Genomic DNA, 25,035 nt, shown 5'->3' on the forward strand with positions numbered 1-25,035 from the left:
TCACCCGGGCGGGGCGCACCCGTCGGCCGCCGGCACGGTCGGCAGGATCGTCCGGCTACGGCCGGGCCGCGGGTACGCCTGAGCCGCCGCCGCCAGCCGGGCGGCGTGGTCACGCTGCTTCTGCCAGTGCCCGTACAGCGCGCCGCGCCGGGACAGCCGGTCGACCTCCCGGATCGTCTCCGGGTCGACGTCGCCGGGCGGCGCGTCGCGCCACGGCGTACCGGGCAGCGGCATGAACGTGTGCGCGTGGATGCGCGCACCCAGCTCGGCCAGCTCACGGGCCAGCGTCAGGGAGGCGTCGACGTCACCCCGGTCCTCCCCCGGCATCCCGAAGATCATGTCCACGTTGATCCGGAAGCCCTCCGCGACGCCGAGGCGCACCGCGCGCCGGACCTCCTCCACCCCGTGCCCGCGCTTGGCGGCGTCCAGCACCCGGTCGGAGCCGGACTGCGCGCCCACGATGATGTTGGTGTTCGCGCAGTACTTCCGGACCAGCCGCAGCGCCTCCCGGGACACGTGCTCGGGGCGGATCTCGCTCGGGAACGACCCGAAGAACACCCGGCCGTTCGGGCCGATCCCCTCCCGGCAGCACGCAAGCAGCTCCTCCACCGCGGCCAGGTTCGGCTCGTCGGTCCGGCTTCCGTACGACAGCGCGGTCGGCGTGATGAACCGTACGTCGCGCAGGCCCCGCTCCCGCATCCGGTCCACATGCCAGCGCACGTTGCCGGCGCTGCGATGCCGGAACTTCGCCGAGAACATGAACGGGGTCTGGCAGAAGCGGCATGAGAAGACGCAACCGCGGGTGATCTCCAGCGCGTTGAAGCGGTCCCACCGCAACGAGAAACCGCGGAAGTCGTCGAGCGGGCGCCGTTGCGGGCGGCCGGTCCGCACGATCGCGCCGGCGGCGTCGCGGTACACCAGGCCCGTGATCCCGGCCGGGTCACCGGCCGCGTCGACGAGGTCGAGCAGTGTGGTCTCGCCCTCCCCCACCGCGGCGACGTCCCAGCCCGCGTCCAGCGTCTGCACCGGCTCCGCGGTGGCGTGCACGCCGCCCGCGACGTGCAGCACGCCCGGGCCGTCCGCGATGGCCCGGATCTCGGCGAGTTCGGCGGCGAGCGCGGCGGCATCCGGCGAGTAGAACGACCACAGCACCAGCACCCTGGCACCCTCGGCCAGCCCCGCCTCGATGTGGCGGGCGGCCGACTCCGCGCTTTCCCCGAACCGGACGTCGTACCGGGTGGTGGTCTCGTGTTCCTCCAGCGCACCCAGCAGCACGTGGAAGCCGTACGTCACCGCCTTGCGGTAGCGCAGCACGACGACCAGATCGCGTCCGCCCATGGAACGATTCTGCCAGCCATCCGGGCGACCGCAGCGAGACCCGGACAGAACTGACCGCGCCCGCAGTTCATCTCGATGCCACCCGGAGTGGCTCGCGGGGATCGATACTTCAGGGGTGATACGTGAGAACTTCCGCGAGTATCTGGATCACCTGCTGCACGAGGGCTACAGCGTGCGGCACGACGAGCACCTGGCCGACCCGGATCTGATCGACCCCGGCGGAAATCCGGTCGAGACCTGGCGGGAGGACTACCCGTACGACGAACGGCTCGACCGCGACGTCTACGAGGAACAGAAGTACCAGCTGCAGATCGAGCTGCTGAAGTTCCAGTACTGGGCGCTGGACACAGCCACCCGGCACGTCGTTTTGTTCGAGGGCCGCGATGCCGCCGGCAAGGGCGGCACCATCAAGCGGTTCATGGAACACCTCAACCCGCGCGCCGCCCGGGTCGTCGCGCTGACGAAACCGTCGGAGACCGAGCTCGGTCAGTGGTACTTCCACCGGTACGTCGCCCAGCTGCCGACCGCCGGGGAGATCGTGCTGTTCGACCGGTCCTGGTACAACCGCGCCGGGGTCGAGCGGGTCATGGGCTTCTGCACCGACCGCGAGTACGAGATCTTCCTGCGACAGGCACCGCTGTTCGAGGAAATGCTCGTGGAGAGCGGCTTCACGCTGACCAAGTTGTGGTTCTCGGTCACCTACTCCGAGCAGCGGACCCGGTTCGCGATCCGGCAGATCGACCCGGTACGCCGGTGGAAGCTCTCGCCCATGGACATCGAGTCCCTGGACCGGTGGGACGACTACACCACGGCGAAGGAGGCGATGATCGAGCACACGGACACCGACCATGCCCGGTGGACCTCCATCAAGAGCAACGACAAGAAACGCGCCCGGATCAACGCGATGCGGTTCTTCCTGAGCCAGTTCGAGTACGACGGCAAGAGCCCGTCCGTGGTGTATCCGCCGGATCCGCTGATCGTGCAGCGGGGCCGGGACTCCATCAAGGACTGAGAGGCGACCCGCCGCCACCCGGACGGGGGTGACGGCGGCCGGCCCTTCGCGTGGCTACATCGGCGGCGTGTCGCGGTAGCTGCCGGTGTAGTAGTCACCGACCTGCTGGCGGTATTCCGCCGTACTGAACGTGTCCTTGTCGTACTCCGGCGAGTTCTTGATCTGGTCCTTGCTGCGGTCCACGTAGACCTTGCGGTCCTTGTGGTCGATCCGCTGCACGGTTCCGGCCGGCAGCAGGACCTTGCGACCGAAGATCCACGGTCCGGTGTCCACGACCAGCAGGGCGCTGCCGACCTCGTAGGTGGCCTCGTCGATCGAGCCGATCCGGCCGTCGACGGCCTCGACGTGGTAGCCGGACAGATCCAGGCTGGCCTCCCGGTCGGCGCGCAGATCGTCCTGATCCGCGTCGAAGGTTTCGGGGTATCGGCCGGGCAGCGCGGGGTCACGCCAGTTCCAGGGGTTGAACGTGGAGGGTTGCATCACAGCCTCCTCACCTCGATGAATGTATGCCACCCCTCACCTACCCGCCCGGCAGGATCCGAACCGTTCGATGCATGCCGGACGGTGTGACGCACACGAAGGGGCCGGACCCGAAGGTCCGGCCCCTTTCGACTCTGCCTGCTCAGGTGAGCTGGAAGCGGGAGACGATGGCCCGCAGTTCCCCGCCCATCCGGGCGAGGTCCGCCGCGGACTGCTGCGAGTGGCTCACGCCCGTGGTGGTGATCTCCGCGGCCTGCGCCACCGAGGCGATCGTGTTGGCGATCTCGCGGCTGCTCTCGGCGGCCTCGGTGACGTTGCGGCCCATCTCGCCCGTGGTCGCGGTCTGCTCCTCGACCGCCGCGGCGATCAGCGTCTGGTACTCGCTGATCCGGTCGATGATCCCGGCGATCTGCTCGATGGCCCGGACCGCGCTGGCCGTGTCGGCCTGGATGGCCTCCACCCGCTGCGAGATGTCCTCGGTCGCCTTCGCGGTCTCCTGGGCGAGGTCCTTGACCTCGCTGGCGACGACCGCGAAGCCCTTGCCGGCCTCGCCCGCGCGGGCGGCCTCGATGGTGGCGTTGAGCGCGAGCAGGTTGGTCTGCTCCGCGATCGCGGTGATCAGCTTGACGACGTTGCCGACCTCGGCCGAGGACGTGCCGAGCTTGCCGACGGTCTCGTTGGTGGCCTGGGCGACGCTGACGGCCTCGGCGGCGACCGCGGCGGCCTCACCGGCGTTCTGCGCGATCTCCCGGATCGAGGCGCCCATCTCGTCACTGCCGATCGCCACGGTGTCGACGTTCGCCGACACCTGCGCGGCCGCCCGGGTCACCTCGCGGGCCTGGGCGCTGGTCTCGTCGGCGGACGAGGCGATCTGCTCGGAGACCTGGGACAGGTCGTCGGACGCGACGGCGAGCGAGTCGGCGTGCCCGGACAGGGCACCGACCGTGCCGCGCAGCGATTCGACCGTCTCGTTCAGCGCGTCGCCGAGCTGCCCGAGCTGGTCCTTGCGCTTCATGTTGACCGTGGCGGTGAGGTCGCCCTTGGCGAGCTTGCCGAGCGCGCCGACGACGACCGACAGCGGCCGGACGACCGACCGGGTGACCGCGACGCTCAGCAGGGCGGCCAGGGCGAGCGCGATGAACAGGGCGCCGCCGAGCGTCCACTGGCCCAGGCGCTGCGCCTTCTGGCTGTCCTTACGGGCCGCTTCCTGGCGCTTGTCGACGGACTTCTTCAGTGCGGTCACGACGTCATCGATCTGACCCAGCGAGTCGGCCGCGGGGCCGTCGTTGATGGCGTCCATCGCCTTGACCTTGCCCTCGACGCTGTCGTCGCTGAGCCAGTTCATGATCTTGTCGTCCCAGGCGAAGAAGTCGTCCCAGGCCGGCGCGAGCTTCGCGAACAGCGCCTTCTCCTGGGGAGTCATGCAGGAGGTGTGCACCTCCTTGAAGCTCTTGTACAGCTCGTCCTTGGCGTAGAGCTCCTCCGTGCGGTTGAAGCTGTCCTTGCTCAGGGCCTTCTTCGCGCCGTAGGCGGCGACGTCGGCGACAACCAGGCCCTGCCAGCCGGAGATGTCCGCCATCTGGTACTGGGCGAACGTCACGTCCCGGCGCTCCAGTTCAAGACAGCTGATCTGTTGCTGGGCGTTCTGCTGGCGGGACATGCCCCACCACCCGGCCCCGGCGGCGACGATCATCAGCACCGCGAGCACGGAGAATGCACCCCCGAGCCGCTTACCTACACTCGATCGACCGAACCGCACGGCGGCGCCTCCCAACTGACGGATTGGAACACCACCCTCATCGGCCGGGCTTCTGCAATACCTAAGACATGAGGGAGAATCGACGTCCGTGAGCGACGACACCCCCCGCGTTCGGGATCTCGACATCATCGTCTACGGCGCCACCGGCTTCGTCGGTGTGCTGACGGCCGAGCACCTTGCCGGGTACGCCCCGGCGGGCACCCGGATCGCCCTGGCCGGCCGTTCGGAGCAGCGCCTCACCGCGGTCCGGGACCGGCTCGGTGTGGACTGGCCCGTGCTGGTCGCCGACGGCGACGACACCGCCGCCCTGGAACGCCTCGCCGCGTCCGCTCATGTGATCCTCACCACAGCCGGCCCGTACGCGAAGTACGGCCGCAAGCTCGCCCGCGCGTGCGCCGCCGCCGGGACGGACTACGTGGACCTCACCGGCGAGGTGCTGTTCGTCCGGGACAGCATCGACGAGAACCACGAGCTGGCCAGCTCCACGGGCGCCCGCATCGTGCACTCGTGCGGCTTCGACTCCATCCCGTCCGACCTCGGCGTGCACGTGCTGCACGAGCGGGTCCGCGCCGACGACGCCGGGGACCTGACCGACACCACGCTCGTGGTCACCCGCCTGCGCGGCGGGGTCAGCGGCGGCACCATCGACTCGCTGCGGCACCAGCTAGACCAGGTGCGCCGGGACAAGCGGCTGCGGCGGCTGGCCGCCAGCCCGTACGCGCTGAGCCCGGACCGGGAGCGCGAGCCCGACCTGGGCCGTCAGAGCGACATGGTCAGCCTGCGCGGTGCCGAGGTGGCGCCGGGCCTGAAGGGCAGCCTGGCTCCGTTCGTCATGGCGCCCTACAACACCCGGGTGGTGCGGCGCAGCAACGCCCTGCGCGGCTGGGCGTACGGCCGACGCCTGCGCTACCGGGAGGTCATGAGCGTCGGCACGTCACGGCTGGCGCCCGTGCTGGCGGCGGGCACGAAGGTGGGCCTGGCCGCGCTCGTGGTCGGGCTGTCCGTGCCGCCGACCCGGTTCGTCCTGGACCGGGTGCTGCCCAAGCCCGGCGAAGGGCCGGACGAGCAGGCGCGCCGCACGGGCCACTTCACGATCGACCTGTTCACCACGACGACCAGCGGCGCCCGCTACACGGCCCGGGTCAAGGCCAAGGGCGACCCCGGATACGCCGCCACCGCGCTCATGATCGCGGAGTCGGCGCTGGCGCTGGCGGTGGACCGCAAGGACCTGCCCGCCTCCCCGGGAGGGGTGCTCACCCCGGCCACCGGCATCGGCGACGCCCTGGTGCGACGGCTGCGGGCGGCGGGCATGGAGCTCTCTGCCCAGCCCGCCGCCTGAACCCGTACGGGTCAGCGCCGGTCGCCGGTGATATAGCCGGTGAGCTCGCTGCGCTCGGTCTCCAGCTCGTCGATCCGCTTCTTCACCACGTCGCCGATGCTGACGATGCCACGCAGTGAGCCGTCGACCACGACCGGCACATGCCGGAACCGGCGCTCGGTCATCATGCGCTCCACCTCGTCGAGCTGGGCGTCGGGGGCGATCGTGTGCACCTCGGCGGTCAGGATGGCCGTGACCGGCTCGGCCAGCACCGCGGAGCCACGGGCGGCGAGGGCCCGGACGATGTCGCGCTCGCTGACGATGCCCTCGACCGTGGACCCCTCCCGGGACACGACGACGGCGCCGATCCTGTTCTCGGCGAGCACCGCGAGCAGCCGTGCCACGTGAGTTTCCGGGGGGACGGTGACAACCTTGTCGCCCTTGGCCCGAAGTACGTCGCTGATGCGCATGTTCCCTCCAAAGATCCCGCGCTGGACCCGCCGAAGTGGACGCTCACCAGCCTAGGGCTCCGGGGCGCCCATGGTCACAGTTTCCGTCCACGCTCTGGAACGTGTCCGCCGTCTTACCCGGCCTCCCCGTGCCCGAAGCCCGTCCCGCCACCTAGGGTCGGTCATAACGTACAGAGGCGCAAATAAGTAGCAGAATGAGTTTTCTAACCTATTCAGGATAATAGGAACAGCCGGCCCGGAATCCCGGGCCGGCTGTTCTGATGCGTACGTCCTACTCCCAGCTGGACTCCGCCGCGCGGCGGCGGCGCACCGAGCCCGCGACCGCGAATCCGGCGAGCAGCAACACCACCCCGGCGCCCACCACGGCCATCGTGTTCGAGCCGGTCAGCGCGAGCTTGTTGCCCGCGGTCGGCGCGGCCACCTGCTGGTCGGACTGGGCGACCGGCTGCTGGTCGGCCGCGGCGTTCTGGTCCAGGGCGGGGTCGACCTCGACGTCGGCCGGCGGCGTGGTCTTCTCCGTCCGCGGCGTGGCCGTCTCCTCGGTGCCCGAGTACGTGGTCGTGGTCCGCTTCTTCGTGGCGGTCGGCTCCGGAGTCGCGACCGTCTCCTTCTGCGTGCTGCCGGAGTCGGCCTTCGTGGCCTCGTCCGAGCCGGTGCCGCCGGTCACGGTGGGCTTGCGGGTCGGCGCGGTGGTCGACGGGTTCGTACCAACGATGACGCTCTTGGTCGTGTTGCCACCGCCGTTGGTGGTCCCGGTCTGCTGGCCACCGGTGTTGCCACCCTGCTGCTGGCCACCGTTGTTCTGGCCGCCCTGCTGCCCGCCGTTGTTCTGGCCGCCGTTGTTGCCGCCGTTGTTGTTGCCGCCCTGCTGACCACCGGTGTTGTTGCCGCCCTGCTGCTGACCACCGTTGTTCTGGCCGCCGTTGTTCTGGCCGCCCTGCTGCCCGCCGTTGTTCTGGCCGCCCTGCTGCCCGCCGTTGTTCTGGCCGCCCTGCTGGCCGCCGTTGTTCTGGCCACCTTGCTGGCCGCCGTTGTTGTTGCCGCCCTGCTGGCCGCCGTTGTCGTTGCCGCCGGAGACCTGGATGCGGACCGCGTCCAGTGCGGGGGTCTGGTTGGCGCGCTCCATCATCGGGATCCGGTGCGAACCGTCACCCGCCCACGAAGCACACTGCGCAATACCCTGCTGCGGCAGCCCGGGCACATTGATCGTCACCACATCGGCGCCACGGCCACCCTGCTTGTCCTCGGTCGCCACGAAGAACGCCGGCACCGGGTCCGGCGCCGGGGCGACATCGGTGCTGCCCAGCATCCGGCAGGCGGTGTGGAAGTGGCCACGAACGATGCCACCCTGCAGCACCGAGCTCTCCACGTAGTACCCACCCTGACCAGCCGCCAGGAACCGGTCCCGGATCAGGTTCCGCGTCGACACCTTCAAGCTGAACGGCTGACCCGCCGCAACCTGCTGCGGCGCGTCCACAATCAACAGCGACGGGTTGTTCGCGGCCGAACCCACCTCACCGAACTCCGTCGACACGCACCGGTCACCCTTCTGGAAACCGTCGTGCGGCGGCAGCTGGCTCGTCTTGCAGCTGTTCGTCAGCACACCCAGACCCGCACCCGGAGGCGGAGTCTGGTTGTTGTTGTTGCCGCCGTTGTTGCCCTGCTGCTGGTTGTTGTTGCCACCCTGCTGCTGGCCGTTGTTGTTGCCGTTCTGCTGCTGGTTGTTGTTGTTGCCGTTCTGCTGCTGGCCGTTCTGACCCTGCTGGCCGTTCTGACCCTGCTGGCCGTTGTTGTTGCCACCCTGCTGGCCGTTCTGACCCTGCTGGCCGTTGTTGTTGCCACCCTGCTGCTGGTTGTTCTGGTCACCACCGTTGTTGGCGACGTTGCGCATGACCCAGTCGCGGCAGCGGGCCCGCATCTCGTCGGCGGACGGCACGTCCCCGGCGCCGTCGTCGGCGTGCTGGGTCACCCGGCCGTTGTTCGAGGTCCAGGTGCCGCGCCGGGTGTTCGTCGAGAGCTTGCCGGACTTCGGGGCCTGGATGTTGTCGCACGCGGACAACGCACGCTGCGTCGTGCGGTTGGTGCTCGCGTTCGAGATCTGGGTGACCGTGACGATGCCGCCGAAGGCCACCAGCGTGGCCGCCGCGGCGACGATGCGGCGCCGGCCGGTGAACCATCTCGTCCACGGCGATTCGCGCCTGTAGTGCCTTCGCATGGGTGAACCTCTTCTGTCGCTGCACGCCGTTGTGACGACGAGACCGGAAGGTCGCCGACCGGTGGCTGTCAGGTGGGGGGGCGACGAGGAGTCGGTGGAAGCGGCGACCTGTCCCCTGACGACATTCCGTAGTCGTTTCCGCGCTCTCGTCACCGGTCCCGGCGGCCCTTTCGGGTCGCCGTGCGGACCGGCATCCAGACGGTAAGAGGCCCCGCGACGAATGGCAATTGGCGCCAGATAATTGAGGAAGTCTTATGCGGGAATTAAAGAAAACATAGGAACGTGGCGGCAAACCCCGGGCATCATCCGTTCGGATGATGTCGATGGTTCGGCGTGGATCACACTACTTTTTCGCGGCAACCGCACGGGACTCAGTCCGGCAGGTCGCAGCCGGCGGGACCGCTCGCCGTCAGGACTGCGAGCGCACACACCGCCCCGCGGGGGTAGTAGTCGCCCATCGCCGCCGCGGCCGGACGGGCCCGGCCGTTGGGCGGGGCATCCAGCACCGAGTACGGGAAGCTGTCGACCGGCAACATGTTGCGCAGCACCACGAGATGCCGCGCGCGCGGCTCCTTGAGAGAGAACGGCACAAACGTCACCCCCGGTACGGCCTGGATCGCGGCCCGCTGCGCTTCGGTGCCGAGCACGTACGTGTAGTAGCCGTCCGCGTCGAGCGCGGTGACGTCGTCGTGCCGGCATCCCGGGTCGACCGTGCCGTCGGGCAGATCGTTGGCCACCACGGGGTAGTACGGCCGCCGCAGGTTGGTGCAGAGCGACCAGTACCGCATGTCGTCGGTGGGTGCCGGCCACGGGACGGGATGCGCCGCGTCCGGGCTCGACGCCGCCCGGCCCCGGATCACCACCACGTCGTTGCCGCGCGGCGGGCGGATCCACGCGCTCAGGTAGCCGCTGTCCGGATTGGGGAACAGTTCGTCGCTGCCGTTGCCACGGGCGAACGCCAGATCCGCGGCGTCCCGTGGTGGGCCGAGGACCGTGCCGCGTGGTGCGGGAGGCAGGGCGGTCGGGCGGCACGTCGGCAACGTGTGCGGCACGCCGCCGTCGATCTCCGTCAGGGTGGGCAGGCGTACCGGGGCGGAGGGCACGGCCGGCAGGTAGATCCGGTAGACGAGGAATCCGAGGGCGCCGTCCCGGGCACGGCCGGGGGCGATCGGGATCGTGTTGACCTCGCCGGGGGCCACCGCGTGGCGCAGATGCAGCGTGTACGAGCCGCCCGGCCGTGCCCGCTGCTGCCACGGGTTGACACTGCCCGGGTCGGGGGCGATCTGGTAGTCCGTACGGGAGGAGAAGACGCCGTCGCGGGTGAACGTGCCGCGCAGGCCGTTGTAGACGGTGAGCGACGCGTACCGGGCGTCGGGGAACACGCCGGTCACGGTGATCTCCCGGTCCGGATGCACGCGGAACGGGGTCACCCAGTAATGCGCGTTCGTGTCAGGCAGCGCGATGTTGAGGGCGTCCGCGCCCACCTCTTGCGGCCAGGCGCACCGCAGCTCGGCCGCCGCGGCCGGCGTCGGGGCCGCCGTGGCGGCCAGCAGCATCAGTACGGCGGCGAGGCAACCGGACACCGTCGTCCACGATCGAGTCATGACCGAAGTCCACCACCGTCAGGTGACGGCGACCGCCGATGATTGATGGCAATATCCGTCGATCTGCTTCGACGCGGCTTTTCCACCATCCTGCGCGGTCACGCACCGGCTGGGCATAATCGGCTCCGTGACCAAGTGGGAGTATGCGCGCCTCGAGTACCGGGCTGCGGGCACGTTCGGCACCGACCGGTTCATGGACTGGACCGCCACCTTCCACCATCCGGGCGGCGTGCTCCGTTGGGGGACCGACGAACGCTTCGACGACCTTCGCCACCTCAACCGGGCGGGATCGGCCGGCTGGCAGGTGTACGACCGGGCCGCCGTCTCGGTGATCAACGAGCCGCACCGGCTGCACGGGGTCACGTACTCGATGCGCCGTCCGGTGCAGTGAAACCGTCGGCCGCGGCGCGTCTTTGCTCAAGTCGTCCGCCGTGCTGCCGATCGCGCGGACGTGAAACCACAGGTGTACCGGGTCTTCCTGGCGGGCGGTGTCGCCGTCGCCACGGCCCATGCGCTCGGCAACGACGTCGTCGCGGCCGTCACGTACGCGTTCGCGGGTGCCGCGGCCGCCGTCGCGATCCTGCTCGGGTGGGTGCGTAACCGCACGCGTCCGAGGCGGGCGTGGCCGCTGCTCGGCGCCGCGGTACTGGCCGGCGCCGGCACGCAGTTCGTCCCCGGCGCGACGGTTCCGGAGACCGGCCGGTTCGTGACCGCGGGGCTCCCGTACGTGTTGCTGGTGGCCGGGCTGTCCGCACTGTGCAAGGGCGCCCGCCGGGGCAACGGCACGGGCATCGACGCCGCGATCGTGGGCGGCAGCCTGGCGCTGCTGGGCTGGACGCTCGTGGTGGTGCCCGCGCTGGCTCGCGACTACGGGTCCGTGGTGCTGTTCGCGTTCGGCGTGGCCACCCCGCTCGCCGGGCTGGCCGCGCTGGTGCTGATCGGCCGGCTGCTGACCGGCGAGGACGGCCGCGGCCCCATGCGCTATCTGCTGGCGGTCGGCGTTCTGTGCTGGTTCGCGGGCGGCAGCTGGTTCGACGGCACCGCGCTGCTCAGCGGCACCGCAGGGCCGGACAGTCGGGGCGGCGCCCTGATCTGTGTCGGTTTCGCGCTGGTCGGGGCGGCGGCGTTGCACCCCTCCATGCGCACGCCGCGGGAGGCGGGCGAGGACGGGGACGAGGGCGCGATGCCGGCGAAGGGCGCGGAGGCGATCGCCAAGCTGACCGTACGCCGGCTGGCGGTGCTGGCCGCGGCGGCGCTGCTGCCGCCCGTGGTGCTGCTCGCCGAGGCTCCGTCCGGCGTCGACGGGCTGGACGCCGTCGCGATCGGGGTGGCCTGCATCGGCGTGTTCCTGCTCGTCGTGGTACGGATGGCCGGCCTGGTCCACCGGGTCGAGGAGCAGGCGCGTTCGCTGTCGCGCCTGGGCACGAGCGACGAGCTGACCGGGGCCGGCGACTGGCGCTCGTGGGAGGCGGCGCTGCCGGCGGCGGTCGACCAGGCCGCGCGCACCGGCCGTCCGCTGTCCGTGGCGGTGCTGGAGATCGACCATTTCCCGCGGTTCACCGACACCCACGGCGCGCAGGCGGGCGACCAGCTCCTCAAGTCGGCGGCGGCGGGCTGGCTCGGTGCGCTGCGCCGCAGCGACACGCTGTACCGGCACTCCGGGCCGGGATTCGGCCTGATCCTCACGGATTCCACTGCCACGCACGCGGCCGAGGTGGTGGCCCGGATGCGCGAGGCCATGCCGGGGGGGCAGACGTTCTCCGCGGGGGTGGCCCACTGGACCGGCACGGAGACCGCGGCGCAGCTCGTCGCCCGCGCCGACACCGCCCTGTACCGGGCGAAGGCCGAGGGCCGCGACCGCACCGTGGCCGCCGCGGAGACGGTCACGCTGGCCGGATAGGCCCCGTTCGGCGGGGTGCGATCTTCGTCCGGGGTGCCCGGCCCGGCAATGCCGCGGTCGGGCACGGGGCGAATCCGGCACGGGCGGGCACCCCGGGCGGCGGCAGCGGCGGCGCGATCTGCACCGACGGCAACGCGTTCACCGTACGGCTGGCCGGCAGGCACGGTCGTCGCCGGTAACCGGGCGCAGGAGGGCGGCGGAGTTCTTCGTCAGCAACGACCGGACCGGCACGATGCGGATCGAGGATTCGACGCTGCGCGACAACGCGAGCCGCGGTTTCGAGACGCCCGGGCTGCCCGGGGTCTTCTTCCTCGGCGCCCGCCGCCCCACGCTCCAGCGCTCCCGGCTGCGTTAGGCGCTCAGACGCCCGCCATCGCGAGGTTGCGGGTGGTGACGGTCTCGCGCCACCGCACCGGCTCGCCATCGGGCATCGCGGACACCGGGGCCCGGCGGGCGGCCAGGACGATGCATACGACGAGCGCGCCGCTCAGGCCGGCTGACGCGGACAGCCACACGGGCGGCTGGCCGGTGAGCGCGCCGTACGCGAGCCACGACGCGTTGGCGCCGGCGGCCAGGCGCCAGCGCAGCGGGGACAGCCCGGCCAGGTCCTGGGTGCGGTCGCGCAGCAGCGACAGGGGCTGCGGCACCGCCGACACGACGGAGATCGCCACGAGGACCGTGCCGAGCAACTCGGCGGTGGTCTTCCCCGGTACCGGCAGCAGGCTCGCGGCGACACCGCAGCCCAGCGCGGTGGCGATCACGGCCACCGCCCCGCCCGCACTGGCGGCCAGCGTCCGCCCGCTACGCAGCTCGCGCCGCGACACCAACAGCGCGGCCAGCACCGCCAGACCCGCCACACCCGTGACCGTGTTCGTGATGACCTGGATCCGCTCGCCGCTGAGCAGCCCGTACGTGATCCAGCCGACCGGAAGTGCGAAGGTCAGCCAGGAGGCGGTGGCGGACAGGCCGTTCGTCTGGCGCTGGACGCACGAGCGCCAGACCTGGGGCCAAGGGAGACAGATCGACAGGGCGGCGCCGAGCCAGCCGAGGACAGAGGGGTGCATGATCCATTCCGGGTCGCGGGGCAAGGGCCGGTGATCCGGCCACGTGGTCCCATCGGCGGCCCACGACGACGATCAACAAGATCCACAGGTGACGGGGCCCACCTGTCCGGTATGTGAGAACCGCTGCCTTCTACCCGGGACGGGTGATACGTCAGACCGACATCAGTCCGGATCGGCGGGGGCCTCCAGGCCCGCGTGCTCGTCGCGGTCGGCCCACTCCAGCAGCGGGCCGAGGTCGTGCGCGACGTCGTCGATGCCCGCGTGCAGATCGCCGAGCCGGGCGAACCGCGGCGGCACGGTCTCCATGGTGCAGTCGCGCGGCTCGACCGCGTCGATCTCGTCCCAGCCGATCGGCGTGGACACGGTGGCCTCGGGCACCCCGCGCACCGAGTACGCGCAGGCGATCGTGTGGTCGCGGGCGTTCTGGTTGTAGTCGATGAACAACGACTGCGGGTCGCGGTCGCGCCGCCACCACGTCGTCGTGACGTCGTCCGGGGCGCGCCGCTCGACCTCGCGGGCGAACGCGAGCGCGGCCCGGCGTACGTCGGCGAAGCCCCAGTCGGGCCGGATCCGCACGTACACGTGCAGGCCCTTGCCGCCGGAGGTCTTCGGGTAGCCGGTGATGCCGAGCTCGTCGAGCACCTCGTGGGCCACGTGCGCGACCCGCCGGACCGTGCCGAACGGGCATTCCGGCATCGGGTCCAGGTCGATGCGCCACTCGTCGGGCCGTTCGGTGTCGGCGCGCCGCGAGTTCCACGGATGGAACTCGACGGTCGACATCTGCACGGCCCATGCGATGTCCGCGAGCTGCGTCACGCACAGCTCGTCGGCGTGCCGGCCGTACCGGGGGAAGTGCACCCGGACGGTCTGCAGCCACGGCGGCGCACCGTTCGGGACGCGCTTCTGGTGCACCTTCTCCCCCGCCAGGCCGTCCGGGAAGCGGTGCAGCATGCACGGGCGCTCGCGCAGCGCGCGGACGATTCCGTCGCCCACGCTGAGGTAGTACCGGACCAGGTCCAGCTTGGTGCGTCCCGACAGCGGGAAGTACACCCGGTCGGGATTCGATACCCGTACGGTGTGCGGCCCGACCTCGAGCTCCACCGCCGGTGACTTGCTCGCGCCGGCCGCCATGGATCTCAACCTAGCGGTGATGTCCCGTCAGGAGACCGGTTCCAGGTCGCGCTCCGCCTCCGGCTCCTGATCGGCGGGCCGGTCGTGGACCGCGGCGAGTTTGCTCGGCCACCACATCCACCGGCCGATGTCCAGCGTCAGCGAGGTGACCAGGATGGAACGGACGATGAGCGTGTCCAGCAGCACGCCGAACGCGACCGCGAAACCGATCTCGGCGAACGCGACGAGCGGCAGGCTGGCCAGCGCCGCGAACGTACCCGCGAGCACGACGCCCGCGCTGGTGATCACGCCGCCGGTCGCGGCGAGGCCGATCAGCGCGCCGCGCCGCGTCCCGGCCTCGTGCGTCTCCTCGCGGACCCGGGTCATCAGGAAGATGTTGTAGTCGATGCCGAGCGCGACGAGGAACACGAAGACGTACAGCGGGAACGACGTGTCCTCCCCGGCGAAGCCGAACACGTGCCGGAACACCAGCGCGCTGACGCCCAGCGCCGCCGCGAACGACAGCACGACCGTGGCGATGAGGATCACCGGGGCGACCACGGAGCGCAGCAGGATGCCGAGGATGACCAGGACGACCAGCAGCACCAGCGGGATGATCACCCGGTTGTCGTGGTCGTTGGCGCGGTTCATGTCCAGGGTCATCGCGGTGATGCCGCCGACCTTCGCGTCCGCCCCGGGCACGGCGTGCACGGCGGCGCGGAGCCGGTCGATCGTGGTGCGGGCCCGGCCGCTGTCCGGGGCGTCGCGCAGCGTCCCCTCGATCACGACCAGGTCGCCCTTGATCACCGGCTCGGTGACCTCGCTGACCCCGTCGGTGCCGGCGACGGCCTGGCGCAGCGGTCCGGCGGCCGGGGCCTTGCCGATCACCACGACCGGCTGGCCCTGCCCGGCCGGGTAGTGCCGCGCGAGCGCCTCCTCACCGGTGACCGACGGCTGCTTGCTGACGAAGGTGTCCGCGGTGGCCAGGCCCTTCGCGTCGAGCTGGAACAGTCCGAGCGCCATCGCGCCGAGCGCGACGGCCGTGACGATCCAGACCAGGCGCGGGCGCAGCGCGATGCGGGTGCCCAGGCGGGCCCACAGGCCGGTCGCGGTCGGTTCCGCCGATCCGTACGTGGGGCGGGCCGGCCAGAACAGCCACCGCCCACAGATGACCAGCAGCGCGGGCAGCAACGTGATCATGGCGAGCAGTCCGACCGTGATGCCGAGCGCGGCGACCGGGCCGAGGCCGCTGGTCGCGTTCATCTCCGCCAGGGTCAGGCAGGACATGCCGATCGCCACGGTGGCCGCGCTGGCGATGATGGCGGGGCCGGCCCGGTGCAGGGCGAGCGCCATCGCCTCGTGCCGGTCGGCGTGCCGGCGCAGTTCCTCGCGGTAGCGGGCAACCAGCAGCAGCGCGTAGTCCGTGCCGGCGCCGAACACGAGCACGGTCAGAATGCCCGCGCTCTGCGCGTTGACCACCAGCCCGGAATGCTTGGCGAGTAGGTAGATGACCCCCTGCGCGGTGGTCAGGGCGACGCCCGCGGTGACGATCGGCAGCATCCACAGCACGGGACTCCGGTACGTGACGAGCAGGATGATCGCCACGATCGCCAGCGTCGTGTAGAGCAGCGTGCTGTCGATGCCCTCGAACGCCTTGGCCGAGTCGGCCGCGTTGCCCGCGGGACCGGTGAGGTAGACCGCGACCCCGTTCGGGTTCGCCTCGGTGATCGCTTTGACGTCGGCCACCACGTCGACGATCTTCTGCCAGCCCGCCGCGTCGACCTTGATCGGCACGATGATCTGCAACGCCTTGCCGTCCTGGGCGGGCACCGGCCCGATCACCTGGCCGGAGACTCCGGCGACCTTCGCCAGCGCCTGCGCGTCGCGCGCGGCCTTCGCCTGGTCGGTGGGGGTGATGCCGTTCGGGCGCTCGTACACGATCACCGCGGGCGCGATGTCGTCCGGCTGGAAGCGTTTCTGCAGGTCAGCGGCCTGTGTCGACTCGGCTTTGCCGGGCAGCCAGGCGGAGTTGTCGTTCTTCTCGACGCCGGTGAGTTTGCCGGCCAGCGGGCCGGCCACCGCGAGCACCACGATCCACAGCGCCAGGACCAGCCACTTCGTCCAGCGCCCGCAGACCAGCCGCGCGACGCCGCCCGTGCTCGCCATCCGAATCCCCCCAGACCGCTCGCGGTACGACCGACCGGAGCGTATTCGCCCGGCCCGACCGCACAGAAGCGGAAAACGCAGAGCTCAGGGTCTTCTCAGGGGTAAGGCTAGTCCGCGGCGCGGTGCCGTCCGGTCCGAACCGGCTCGGCCTCGCGGGCCCGCCGCCCGCCGCCGGCCTTCTTGACCGCGTACATGGCGTGGTCGGCGGCGCGCAGCACCAGGTCCGAGTCCTCCTGCGGACCGGCGAGGTGAATGCCGACGCTAGCGCCGATGCCCACCTGGTTGCCGTGCACCAGGAACGGCATCTCGATCGCCGCGGCGACCCGGGCGCTCATCGCGTCCGCGTCGGCCTGGTCGTAGACTCCGGGCATCAGGACGACGAACTCGTCCCCGCCGACGCGGGAGAGCACGTCCTCCTGGCGTACGCACGCGCTGAGCCGTTCCGCCACCTGGCGCAGCAGGTCGTCTCCGGCCTCGTGGCCGTGCATGTCGTTGACCGGCTTGAAGCCGTCCAGGTCGACGAAGAGCACCGCGACCGCGTCCCGGCTCAACGTCGAATCGAGGGCGTCCTGCATGCGGCGGCGGTTCGGCAGGCCGGTGAGCGCGTCGTGCAGCGCCTCGTGGGTGAGCCGTTCCTGGAAGGCCCTGTTCTCGCTGACGTCGCGGGCGTTGATGACGACGCCGGCGAGCGCCCGGTTGTGCAGCTTGTTCGACGCGGTGATCTCGTACCAGCGGTAGCTGCCGTCGCCGTTGAAGACGCGCGCCTGCATCCGCCGGACCCCGTCCCGCTCGCCGAGCAGCGCGGCGAACGCGGCCTGGATCCGCTCCCGGTCCTCCGGGTGGATGATGTCGAACACGCTGGTGCCCTGCATGGAACCCAGCGGCACGTTGAGCAGCGAGGCGGCGCTGGGACTGGCGAACGCGATCCGCCCGGTCGGGTCGAGCACGGACACCAGGTCCGGGGCGTGCTGGAACAGCGCCTGGAACCGCTCGTCGGCGCGGCGGCGCTGGATCTGCGTGCGGTAGCCCAGCAGGGTGATGCCGATGACGCCGATGAGCAGCATCGCCAGCAGCGTCAGGTTCAGCGTCTGGCTCTTGCTGTGCACCGCGCCCTCGAACGACGCCACGGACTGGCCGCGCACGTACGACCAGCCGCCCGGCATGCCCGGCACCACGATCGAGATCATCCGGGTCTTGCCGGACGTGAACTGCACGAACGTGGGTCCGGTGGCGTGGCGTGCGGCCGTGCTGACCGCCGGGTTGACGTTGGTGCCGATCTTGCTGCCGTCGCTGGAGAACCCGATCCGGCCGCCGCTGTCGATGATCTCGGTGAAGTGGGTGTTGTCGCTGAGCGTTGCGACGTAGCCCTGCAGCGGCGTCTTCGCGAACTCCATGAACCCGACGAGCACCGCCACCGGGGCGCCGTTCCTCAGGATCGGGATGGCCACGGCCTCGATCGACACCCCGTCGACCTTCATCAGGGAGGAGAAGCCGGGCCGGGCCCGGGCCAGGTCCTCGCGCATCCGCGTGAACCCGGGGTCGCCCACCGCGGGCAGGCCGGTGCTGCGGGTCGCGTTGAGCACCTGGCCGCGCAGGTCGGTGATGGCGGCGCCGTACTTGAGGACGTTGGTCTTGGCCACGAACCGGTTCAGGGCCTTACGGTCGGACGCGTTGCCCTTGGTCAGGCGGAACGTGGTGGCGCCGGCGAGTTCGTTGAGCTCTGCGGCCGTGAGCAGCTGCATCTGCCCGGACAGGGTGGTGTTGTTGACGGCCAGCGCCTGGGAGTCGGCGCGGTGCACCGTGTCGGCCGCGCGCAGCGCCGAACGGTTCACGAGCACACCGATGGCGCCTGCGGCGATCAGCAGTACGACGCTGACCACCACGGCGATCCAGTTGCGCAGGCGCATGGGCCCCCCTCCTCGCGGATGAGGATCGGCAGCCCGGTGCCCGCACTCAATCAAACTGAGCGGGATTTGAGCCGGTCAGCGCCGCCAGGGCGGCGGCTGCCCGTGCAGCCACCACTGCAGCGCGGCGGTGATCCGCGGCAGAACCAGATAGGTCATGATCGGCGTCAGGCACAGCGTGGTCACCAGCGTGCGCAGCACGACGTGCTGGGTGGCGAGCAGCGGCGCCAGGGTCAGCGCGGAAATCAGGCTGATCGGGAAGAAACCCACCCAGATGATCACAGCCTGCTTCCATCGCGGCGGCGCGGCCGGTACGCCCAGCGGCTCCACCTCACGTTCGCGGGGCGGGTCGAACCAGCCTTCGATGCCGGTCCGGCGCTCCACCCGGGTGTGCTCGACCATGCCCAGCGCCGACGACAGCCACCACCGGCGCTGCGGGGAGTCCTCCCACACGCGCAACGCGTCGGAATCGGCGAACCGGTAGAGCATGTGCCATTCGGTCGAGCCGAGCTCCGGACGGACCCAGCCCACGCCGAGGAAGCCGGGGAAGTCCTCGGCGAGCGTGGCGCCCGCCCGTACCCAAGCCTGCATCTCGGCGGCCCGCGCCGGATCGGCCCGGCGGGTGATCGCCACGGTGACGGCCGTGCTGGGCAGGTTGTCAGGCATGGGAAAGATCCTGCCCGGCGCCCCGCGCAGAGCGCCGCGGCCCACGGAAACTGTCGGCGGCGCCACTTCCCGCGACCGACCAGGGGATCCTCCGACCGGGGGCCGATGCCGGACGGCTTCGCCTTCCTCGCCCGGCGGGGGCAGGCTACTGTGTCGGCTTCACGGACAAAGTGACCACCCAGGCGGCACGGCAGGGCCACGGTGAGTCACGCGAAGTAACAATACGGTCACGCATTCCGGGGACTGGGGTGCCCCCGGAGCGCAGCACACCTGCTTGTTCCACCAGAATCGAAGCAGGGGCCGGGCCGGCCGACAGGGATGGGATGAAGCATGGCGCAACGGTTACCGCTGCAGGAGATCCGCGAACGCACGTACAAGGCGCGTGACGCGTGGTGGACCGTCCTGCTCGTGGACCCGTTGGCCGCCCGCCTGGTGCGGCTCGTGGCGCCGTACCGGCGGATCACCCCCAACGTGCTCACCGGCATCGCCACCCTGGTCGGGCTCGCATCGGCCGCCTGCTTCGCGATGCAGGACCGCCCGTGGCTGGTCGCGGGCGCGCTGCTGTTCCACATCAGCTTCGTGATCGACTGCATGGACGGCAAGATCGCCCGGCTGAACGGCACCGGCTCCATGTTCGGCGCCTGGTACGACTTCGTCTTCGACCGCCTGCGCATGTTCGCCTGCACGGTCGCGCTGCTCGGCGGCCAGTACGTGCACACCGGCCAGCAGGCCTACCTGTGGGTACTGGTCGCGGTCACGTTCCTCGACCTGTTCCGCTACCTCAACGGTTCGCAGATGGCGAAGGTCCGCCGGGACATGCGTACCCAGATCGACGAGGCCCGCGGCGTAGTCCCGGCGGCCAACGCGACCGGCGAGCCCGACCCGTGGCCGGACAACTGGCGTGCCCGGCTGCGCGCCTCGCTGCGCCGTCACCGGATCCGCCCGCACCTGGTCAGCGGCATCGAGTTCGAGATGGCAGTCTGCATCGTCGGCCCCCTGACGGGCTGGATCATCGGGGTGCCGATCGTCGCCGGGGCGTTCCTGCTGGCCTTCGAGCTGCTGCTGGTGGTCAAGCTGTGGCGGGCCACCAAGCGTTTCCCGGCCCAGCTGCGCGCCGCCCAGGCCGAGAACCCCGGCGGGACGCCGGTCCCGCGTTCCACGGTCGACGAGGACGCGACCGCGGAGGACGACGAGATCGCCGCCCCGGCGGACGAGAACGACGACCTGGAGTTCACTGCCCGTAGCTGAACCGCGCGCCTGCGCCACGACCCGACGAATCGCCGGTTGACGAAAGTGACCTCCGGAGGGTGCACTTTCGACGGACCTAACGTGCGTTCACCTCGGGTGGTGGAAGGAGGCGTCCCGTGCCGGATTACGACGTCGTTGTCGTGGGCAGCGGTTTCGGTGGCAGCGTGGCCGCGCTGCGGTTGACCGAGAAGGGTTACCGGGTCGGTGTCCTGGAGGCGGGGCGCCGGTTCACCCCGGCCACGCTGCCCAAGACGTCCTGGGACCTGCGCAACTTCCTCTGGGCGCCGCGCCTGGGCCTGCGCGGCATTCAGCGCATCACCCTGCTCAAGGACATCGTCGTGCTGTCGGCCGCCGGGGTCGGCGGCGGTTCACTGGTGTACGCCAACACGCTGTACCGCCCGCCGCGCACGTTCTTCGACGACACGCAGTGGGCCGCGATCACGGACTGGGCGACCGAGCTCGACGCGCACTACGACCAGGCGTCGCGAATGCTGGGGGTCACCGAGCAGCCGTCGACCACCCCGTCCGACGTGGTGATCCGGCAGGTCGCCGAGGAGATGGGAGTCGGTGACACGTTCCGGCGTACCCCGGTGGGGGTGTTCTTCGGTGAGCCGGGCAAGACCGTTCCGGACCCGTTCTTCGGCGGGGCCGGACCGGCCCGTACCGGCTGCACGGAGTGCGGCGAGTGCATGATCGGCTGCCGGCACGGCGCGAAGAACCGCCTGGACCTCAACTATCTGCATCTCGCGGAGCGGGCCGGTGCCACGATCCACCCGAGCACGACCGTCACCGCGCTGCGGCCGGTCGCCGACGGCTGGGAGGTGCAGGCCGGGGGCCGGACGTTCCACTGCCGGCAGGTGGTGCTCGCGGCCGGTGCGCTGGGCACCCAGCGGCTGCTGCACGCGATGCGGGACAGCGGTGTCCTGCCGCAGGTCTCGCCGCGGCTAGGTGCGCTGACCCGGACCAACTCGGAGGCGCTGCTCGGCGCGATGGTCCCGGCCGTACCGGAGGAGCCGTTCTCCCGGGGGGTCGCGATCACGTCCAGCTTCCATCCCGACCCGGACACCCACATCGAGCCGGTCCGGTACGGCGCCGGCAGCAACGCGATGGGTCTGCTCAGCACGCTACTGGTGGACGGCGGGGGCCGGATGCCGCGCCCGGTGCGGTTCCTGGGCCAGGCGCTGCGTCACCCGGGTCTGCTGCTGCGCTCGCTGTCGGTGCGGCGCTGGAGCGAGCGGACCATCATCGCCCTGGTCATGCAGACCGTGGACAATTCCCTGACCGTACGGCGTACCCGTCGCGGCCGGCTGACCACCGCACCCGGGCACGGCCCGGCCAACCCGACCTGGATCCCGGTGGGTCACGAGGCGGTCCGCCGGATGGCCACGAAGATCGGGGGCTTTCCGGGCGGCACGGTCAGCGACATCTTCGACATCCCGATGACCGCGCACATCCTCGGCGGGGCGACGATCGGGGCGTCACCGCAGACCGGCGTGATCGACCCGTACCACCGGGTCTACGGGTACCCCGGCCTGCACGTGGTGGACGGCGCCGCGGTCCCGGCGAACCTGGGGGTCAACCCGTCGCTGACCATCACCGCGCTGGCTGAGCGGGCACTGTCGTTGTGGCCGAACGCGGGCGAGGCGGACCTGCGCCCCGCGCTGGGTGAGCCGTACGAGCGGCTGGCTCCGGTGGAGCCCCACCACCCGGTGGTGCCCGCCCACGCCCCCGGCGCGCTGCGGCTGCCGTGGCCGCGTCGGCCCGAATCCACGCCGGATCCCACCTTGCATACGTAGATCACTTACATATATCGTCGGGCCCATGAGCGATCGACTCCCGCGCATGCGCGAACCGACGTACTTCATCCTGGCCGCGCTCCAGGACGAACCGCGGCACGGCTACGCCATCATCAAGCAGGCCGAAACCCTGTCCCAGGGCCGGATCAGGCTCGCCACGGGCACCCTGTACACCGCGCTGGACCGGCTGGTCGGCGAGGGCCACGTACACGTCGTCCAGGAGGAGGTCGTGAACGGCCGGGCCCGGCGCTACTACGCCCTGACGCCCGACGGGCGCGCCGCACTGCAGGCCGAGGCGAGGCTGCTCGCCGAGGCCGCGCAGGCGGTCATCGGCCGTGCCGCCCGGATGGCAGCCCGGCCCGCGGCGGGCCTGGCATGAGCGCGGCGGTCGAGCGCCGGTACGCGTCGCTGCTGCGGCTCTACCCGGCCGAATACCGGCGCGCCCGCGGCGCCGAGGTGCTGGACACGCTGATGGCCTCGGTCGAGGACGGCCGGGCACGCCCCGCGCCCCGTGAGGTCGGCGCGCTGATCCTGGGTGCCCTCCGGGCACACGCCGCCCGCGGACGCCGCCGGGACGTCCGGGAGAGCTGGGCGGCCGCCGCCCGGGCCGCCGCACTGATGATGCTGGTCTACCCCAGCGCGTTCACCGCGGCGAACACCGTCGACAACGTCGTTCACGGCGGCCCCGGGCTCGGGTCCATCATGGAGTTCGACGCGCCGAACCTGGCCGCGGCCGTGCTCGGCCTGTACGCCACGATCGCCGCCCTGCGCGGCCGCAACCTGAGCGCGGCCGCCGCCGCCACGGCGGCGTTCCTGGCGACGACCGCGGTGGCCTGGTCGTTGCACGGGGTGACCCTCGGCGTCTTCTGGCAGTACCCGCTCGCGATCGTGCTGCTGCTGGTCGTGCACCGGCGCCGCCCGAGCCCGCCCTCGGGACTGCTGCGGTACGCCCCGCTGGTGCCGTTGCTGCTGGTCCTGGCGGATCAGTTGTTCCCACTGGCGTCCCCCGACCACTACGGGATGCTGGCGGCGGGGCTGTTCTACGGGGTGTGCGTGGCGAGCCTGTTCTGGCTGGCCGTGGACGAACGGGTGGCGATGGCGATGGGCCTGCTGGTGGTGAACGGCTTCCTGATCGAGCTGGCGTTCGTCGTCGAGTCCGGCCTGGTTCGTGACCCGGTCAGCGCGGTGACGTCCGTGAGCGTTTCCGCTGTCGGACCGGCCATTCTGCTGGCCTCGTCCGCCGCGGTCGGCCGCCGCCACGCCCGGCTCTGAGGTGAACTGCGGGCCCGGCCACCGTCCGGTGGCCGGGCCGCAAGCCCGGCCACGTCGGCGACCACGGGGAAATGCATTGGCTGACGTCATCAGACGCGCCGGGTGAGTGCACGGGAGTGTCATTCAGAAATACACCCGGGATGTTTGGCCGTGGTGAACGACTTGTGTCGAACCACGATCGACGGCAACCGCGTTGCGCGTCCACCGTGGAGTGCGGCGATGTTCCGCACCGCACGGCGTGACACCGGACCGGACTGCGATCCGGCCACGGTGGTGGACGAGTAAAGAACCAGACATGCGGAAGCGACAATTTGCATTGTCGCCGACCGGCGGCCAGAATGGCTCGAACACGAATTCGGGGCATGCGGTTCGCGGTCCCGGCACGATCCAGGATTTCCCGGCGCCACCCGGGGTTTCCTAACCCGGCGTGCCAGGTTTCGACGACGCTGCTCCGGTGCGGATAGCGGTTACCCAATGACACCGGTTCGGGAGCGACCACATCATGGCCAAGCAGGTAATCACCCTTCTCACGGACGATCTCGACGGCGGCGAAGCGGACCGGACGGTCGAATTCGGGCTGGACGGTGTCAACTACACCATCGACCTGTCGGAAAAGAACGCGGGGAAGCTGCGTAAGGCGCTCGACCCGTACCTGAGTGCCGCCACCCGGGTGGGCCGCAGCGGCAACGAGAGCCGGGCGGCCGCGCGGCGCGGTGTCCCCGGTGCCACCGGCCGGGCGAGCCGCGACCAGAATCAGGCGATCCGCGAGTGGGCCGCCAACAACGGGTACGAGGTCTCCGACCGTGGGCGCATCCCGGGCAGTGTCGTGGAGGCGTACCGCAACCGCCGATAGATTCGGTGCCACACGGCGGAATACGGCGCCGCCGCTTCGGTTCCCGGATGTGCTCGCGCGCATCCACCGGACGGCGGCGCCGTCATTCGTGAAAGGGGAACGGCATGCCGGTCGTCATCGTCACGGGCGCGTCGAGCGGCATCGGCCGCGCCACCGCGGTCCGATTCGGAAAGGACGGCTGGACCGTCGTGCTCGCCGCCCGCCGGCCGGCCGAGCTGTCCGAGACGGCGTCGCTGGTGGAGGCCGCGGGCGGCGCCGCGGTCATCGTGCCCACCGACGTGCGGGACCCGGCCGCCCTCGAGGCGCTGGCCGAGCAGGCCGCCGCGATCACCGGCCGGATCGACGCCGTGGTCAACAACGCCGGAGTGGGCGGCGCGGCCTCGATCCTGACCGACGATCCGGCCGTCACCGCCATGGTCGAGATCAACCTTCTCGCCCCGCTGCGGCTGATGCGCGCGGTCGTGCCGCGCATGCGGGCCCAGGGCGGCGGCGCGATCGTCAACATCGGCTCGGTTGCGGGTGAGATCGGGCTCAGCGGCACGTACTCGGCGACCAAGTTCGCGCTACGCGGCCTGACCGACTCCGTGCGCCGCGAGGTGGCCGGCACGGGCATCGGCGTGACGCTGGTCGAGCCGGGCTACATCGCCACGCCGCTCAACGCCGGCCGCCGGGGCCTTCCCGGCCCCGAGGTGGTTGCGGACGCGGTCGCCCGGGCCGTACGCCGTCCCCGCCGCCGCATCGTCGTGCCCGCCAAGTACCGCGCGGCCATCCTGCTGGCGAACGCGCTGCCCGCGGTGGCCGACCGGGCCCTCGCCGGACGGGTGGCTCCGAAGGAATCTGCCCCGGCACCCGACTGAGCC

The 25,035-nt window shown here is 71.1% G+C and carries 22 protein-coding genes; 11 read left to right on the forward strand and 11 right to left on the reverse strand.

Going from position 1 to position 25,035, the window contains the following annotated elements:
* A complete protein-coding gene (locus ACMCNK_RS13455; protein ID WP_412736750.1) occupies window positions 1-1,338 on the reverse strand; it encodes a TIGR04013 family B12-binding domain/radical SAM domain-containing protein in 1,338 nt (445 codons plus the stop codon).
* 115 nt (window positions 1,339-1,453) lie between these two features.
* On the opposite strand from ACMCNK_RS13455, the gene ppk2 reads away from it, so the two are divergent.
* Window positions 1,454-2,350 (forward strand): polyphosphate kinase 2, encoded by an 897-nt coding sequence (ppk2, locus tag ACMCNK_RS13460; RefSeq protein ID WP_412736751.1) that lies wholly within the window; start codon window positions 1,454-1,456, stop codon window positions 2,348-2,350.
* Window positions 2,351-2,404: 54 nt separating this feature from the next.
* On the opposite strand, the gene ACMCNK_RS13465 is transcribed toward ppk2, so the two are convergent.
* Window positions 2,405-2,830, reverse strand: a complete 426-nt coding sequence (locus tag ACMCNK_RS13465) for a PRC-barrel domain-containing protein (RefSeq protein WP_412736752.1) — start codon at window positions 2,828-2,830, stop codon at window positions 2,405-2,407.
* Window positions 2,831-2,972: 142 nt separating this feature from the next.
* Complete coding sequence (locus tag ACMCNK_RS13470) at window positions 2,973-4,538, reverse strand: methyl-accepting chemotaxis protein (RefSeq protein WP_412736753.1); 1,566 nt, start codon at window positions 4,536-4,538, stop codon at window positions 2,973-2,975.
* Window positions 4,539-4,677: 139 nt separating this feature from the next.
* On the opposite strand from ACMCNK_RS13470, the gene ACMCNK_RS13475 reads away from it, so the two are divergent.
* Window positions 4,678-5,928, forward strand: a complete 1,251-nt coding sequence (locus tag ACMCNK_RS13475; RefSeq protein WP_412736754.1) for a saccharopine dehydrogenase family protein — start codon at window positions 4,678-4,680, stop codon at window positions 5,926-5,928.
* Window positions 5,929-5,939: 11 nt separating this feature from the next.
* On the opposite strand, the gene ACMCNK_RS13480 is transcribed toward ACMCNK_RS13475, so the two are convergent.
* The 3 genes from ACMCNK_RS13480 to ACMCNK_RS13490 form a co-directional block, all read right to left on the reverse strand.
* Entirely contained in the window at window positions 5,940-6,377 is a 438-nt protein-coding gene (locus tag ACMCNK_RS13480; protein ID WP_412736755.1) for a CBS domain-containing protein, read from the reverse strand.
* A gap of 271 nt (window positions 6,378-6,648) precedes the next feature.
* On the reverse strand, window positions 6,649-8,592 hold the full coding sequence (locus ACMCNK_RS13485; RefSeq protein ID WP_412736756.1) for a hypothetical protein: 1,944 nt from the start codon (window positions 8,590-8,592) through the stop codon (window positions 6,649-6,651).
* A 371-nt stretch (window positions 8,593-8,963) separates the two neighbouring features.
* Window positions 8,964-10,196, reverse strand: coding sequence for a hypothetical protein (locus ACMCNK_RS13490; RefSeq protein ID WP_412736757.1), 1,233 nt, complete (start codon window positions 10,194-10,196; stop codon window positions 8,964-8,966).
* Window positions 10,197-10,323: 127 nt separating this feature from the next.
* On the opposite strand from ACMCNK_RS13490, the gene ACMCNK_RS13495 reads away from it, so the two are divergent.
* The 3 genes from ACMCNK_RS13495 (at window position 10,324) to ACMCNK_RS13505 (ending at window position 12,451) form a co-directional block, all read left to right on the forward strand.
* On the forward strand, window positions 10,324-10,587 hold the full coding sequence (locus tag ACMCNK_RS13495) for a hypothetical protein (RefSeq protein WP_412736758.1): 264 nt from the start codon (window positions 10,324-10,326) through the stop codon (window positions 10,585-10,587).
* Window positions 10,588-10,647: 60 nt separating this feature from the next.
* Entirely contained in the window at window positions 10,648-12,096 is a 1,449-nt protein-coding gene (locus ACMCNK_RS13500; protein ID WP_412736759.1) for a diguanylate cyclase domain-containing protein, read from the forward strand.
* A 232-nt stretch (window positions 12,097-12,328) separates the two neighbouring features.
* Window positions 12,329-12,451, forward strand: a complete 123-nt coding sequence (locus ACMCNK_RS13505) for a hypothetical protein (protein ID WP_412736760.1) — start codon at window positions 12,329-12,331, stop codon at window positions 12,449-12,451.
* A gap of 4 nt (window positions 12,452-12,455) precedes the next feature.
* Here ACMCNK_RS13505 and ACMCNK_RS13510 read toward each other — a convergent pair whose 3' ends face one another.
* The 5 genes from ACMCNK_RS13510 to ACMCNK_RS13530 form a co-directional block, all read right to left on the reverse strand.
* Complete coding sequence (locus tag ACMCNK_RS13510; RefSeq protein WP_412736761.1) at window positions 12,456-13,160, reverse strand: SemiSWEET transporter; 705 nt, start codon at window positions 13,158-13,160, stop codon at window positions 12,456-12,458.
* 162 nt (window positions 13,161-13,322) lie between these two features.
* Window positions 13,323-14,291, reverse strand: a complete 969-nt coding sequence (ligD, locus tag ACMCNK_RS13515; protein WP_412736762.1) for a non-homologous end-joining DNA ligase — start codon at window positions 14,289-14,291, stop codon at window positions 13,323-13,325.
* Between the two features lie 27 nt (window positions 14,292-14,318).
* Window positions 14,319-16,436, reverse strand: a complete 2,118-nt coding sequence (locus ACMCNK_RS13520) for an MMPL family transporter (protein WP_412736763.1) — start codon at window positions 16,434-16,436, stop codon at window positions 14,319-14,321.
* Window positions 16,437-16,543: 107 nt separating this feature from the next.
* The gene (locus ACMCNK_RS13525) at window positions 16,544-18,343 is read right to left on the reverse strand and encodes a diguanylate cyclase domain-containing protein (RefSeq protein WP_412736764.1); all 1,800 of its coding nucleotides are present in this window, start codon (window positions 18,341-18,343) and stop codon (window positions 16,544-16,546) included.
* Window positions 18,344-18,418: 75 nt separating this feature from the next.
* On the reverse strand, window positions 18,419-19,006 hold the full coding sequence (locus ACMCNK_RS13530; RefSeq protein WP_412736765.1) for an antibiotic biosynthesis monooxygenase: 588 nt from the start codon (window positions 19,004-19,006) through the stop codon (window positions 18,419-18,421).
* A gap of 330 nt (window positions 19,007-19,336) precedes the next feature.
* Here ACMCNK_RS13530 and ACMCNK_RS13535 point away from each other — a divergent pair, with 330 nt between their 5' ends.
* From ACMCNK_RS13535 to ACMCNK_RS13560, 6 genes are all read left to right on the forward strand, one after another.
* Complete coding sequence (locus tag ACMCNK_RS13535) at window positions 19,337-20,254, forward strand: CDP-alcohol phosphatidyltransferase family protein (RefSeq protein WP_412736766.1); 918 nt, start codon at window positions 19,337-19,339, stop codon at window positions 20,252-20,254.
* Window positions 20,255-20,370: 116 nt separating this feature from the next.
* Window positions 20,371-22,050, forward strand: a complete 1,680-nt coding sequence (locus tag ACMCNK_RS13540) for an FAD-dependent oxidoreductase (protein ID WP_412736767.1) — start codon at window positions 20,371-20,373, stop codon at window positions 22,048-22,050.
* Window positions 22,051-22,075: 25 nt separating this feature from the next.
* Window positions 22,076-22,429, forward strand: a complete 354-nt coding sequence (locus ACMCNK_RS13545; RefSeq protein ID WP_412736768.1) for a PadR family transcriptional regulator — start codon at window positions 22,076-22,078, stop codon at window positions 22,427-22,429.
* On the forward strand, window positions 22,426-23,322 hold the full coding sequence (locus ACMCNK_RS13550; RefSeq protein ID WP_412736769.1) for a hypothetical protein: 897 nt from the start codon (window positions 22,426-22,428) through the stop codon (window positions 23,320-23,322). The genes ACMCNK_RS13545 and ACMCNK_RS13550 overlap by 4 nt, the downstream gene beginning before the upstream one ends.
* 502 nt (window positions 23,323-23,824) lie before the next feature.
* Entirely contained in the window at window positions 23,825-24,175 is a 351-nt protein-coding gene (locus ACMCNK_RS13555; protein WP_412736770.1) for a histone-like nucleoid-structuring protein Lsr2, read from the forward strand.
* 104 nt (window positions 24,176-24,279) lie between these two features.
* On the forward strand, window positions 24,280-25,032 hold the full coding sequence (locus tag ACMCNK_RS13560) for an SDR family NAD(P)-dependent oxidoreductase (protein ID WP_412736771.1): 753 nt from the start codon (window positions 24,280-24,282) through the stop codon (window positions 25,030-25,032).
* The last annotated feature ends 3 nt before the right edge of the window (window positions 25,033-25,035 follow it).

Source organism: Krasilnikovia sp. MM14-A1259, from assembly GCF_047159535.1.
Taxonomy (GTDB): Bacteria; Actinomycetota; Actinomycetes; order Mycobacteriales; family Micromonosporaceae; genus Actinoplanes.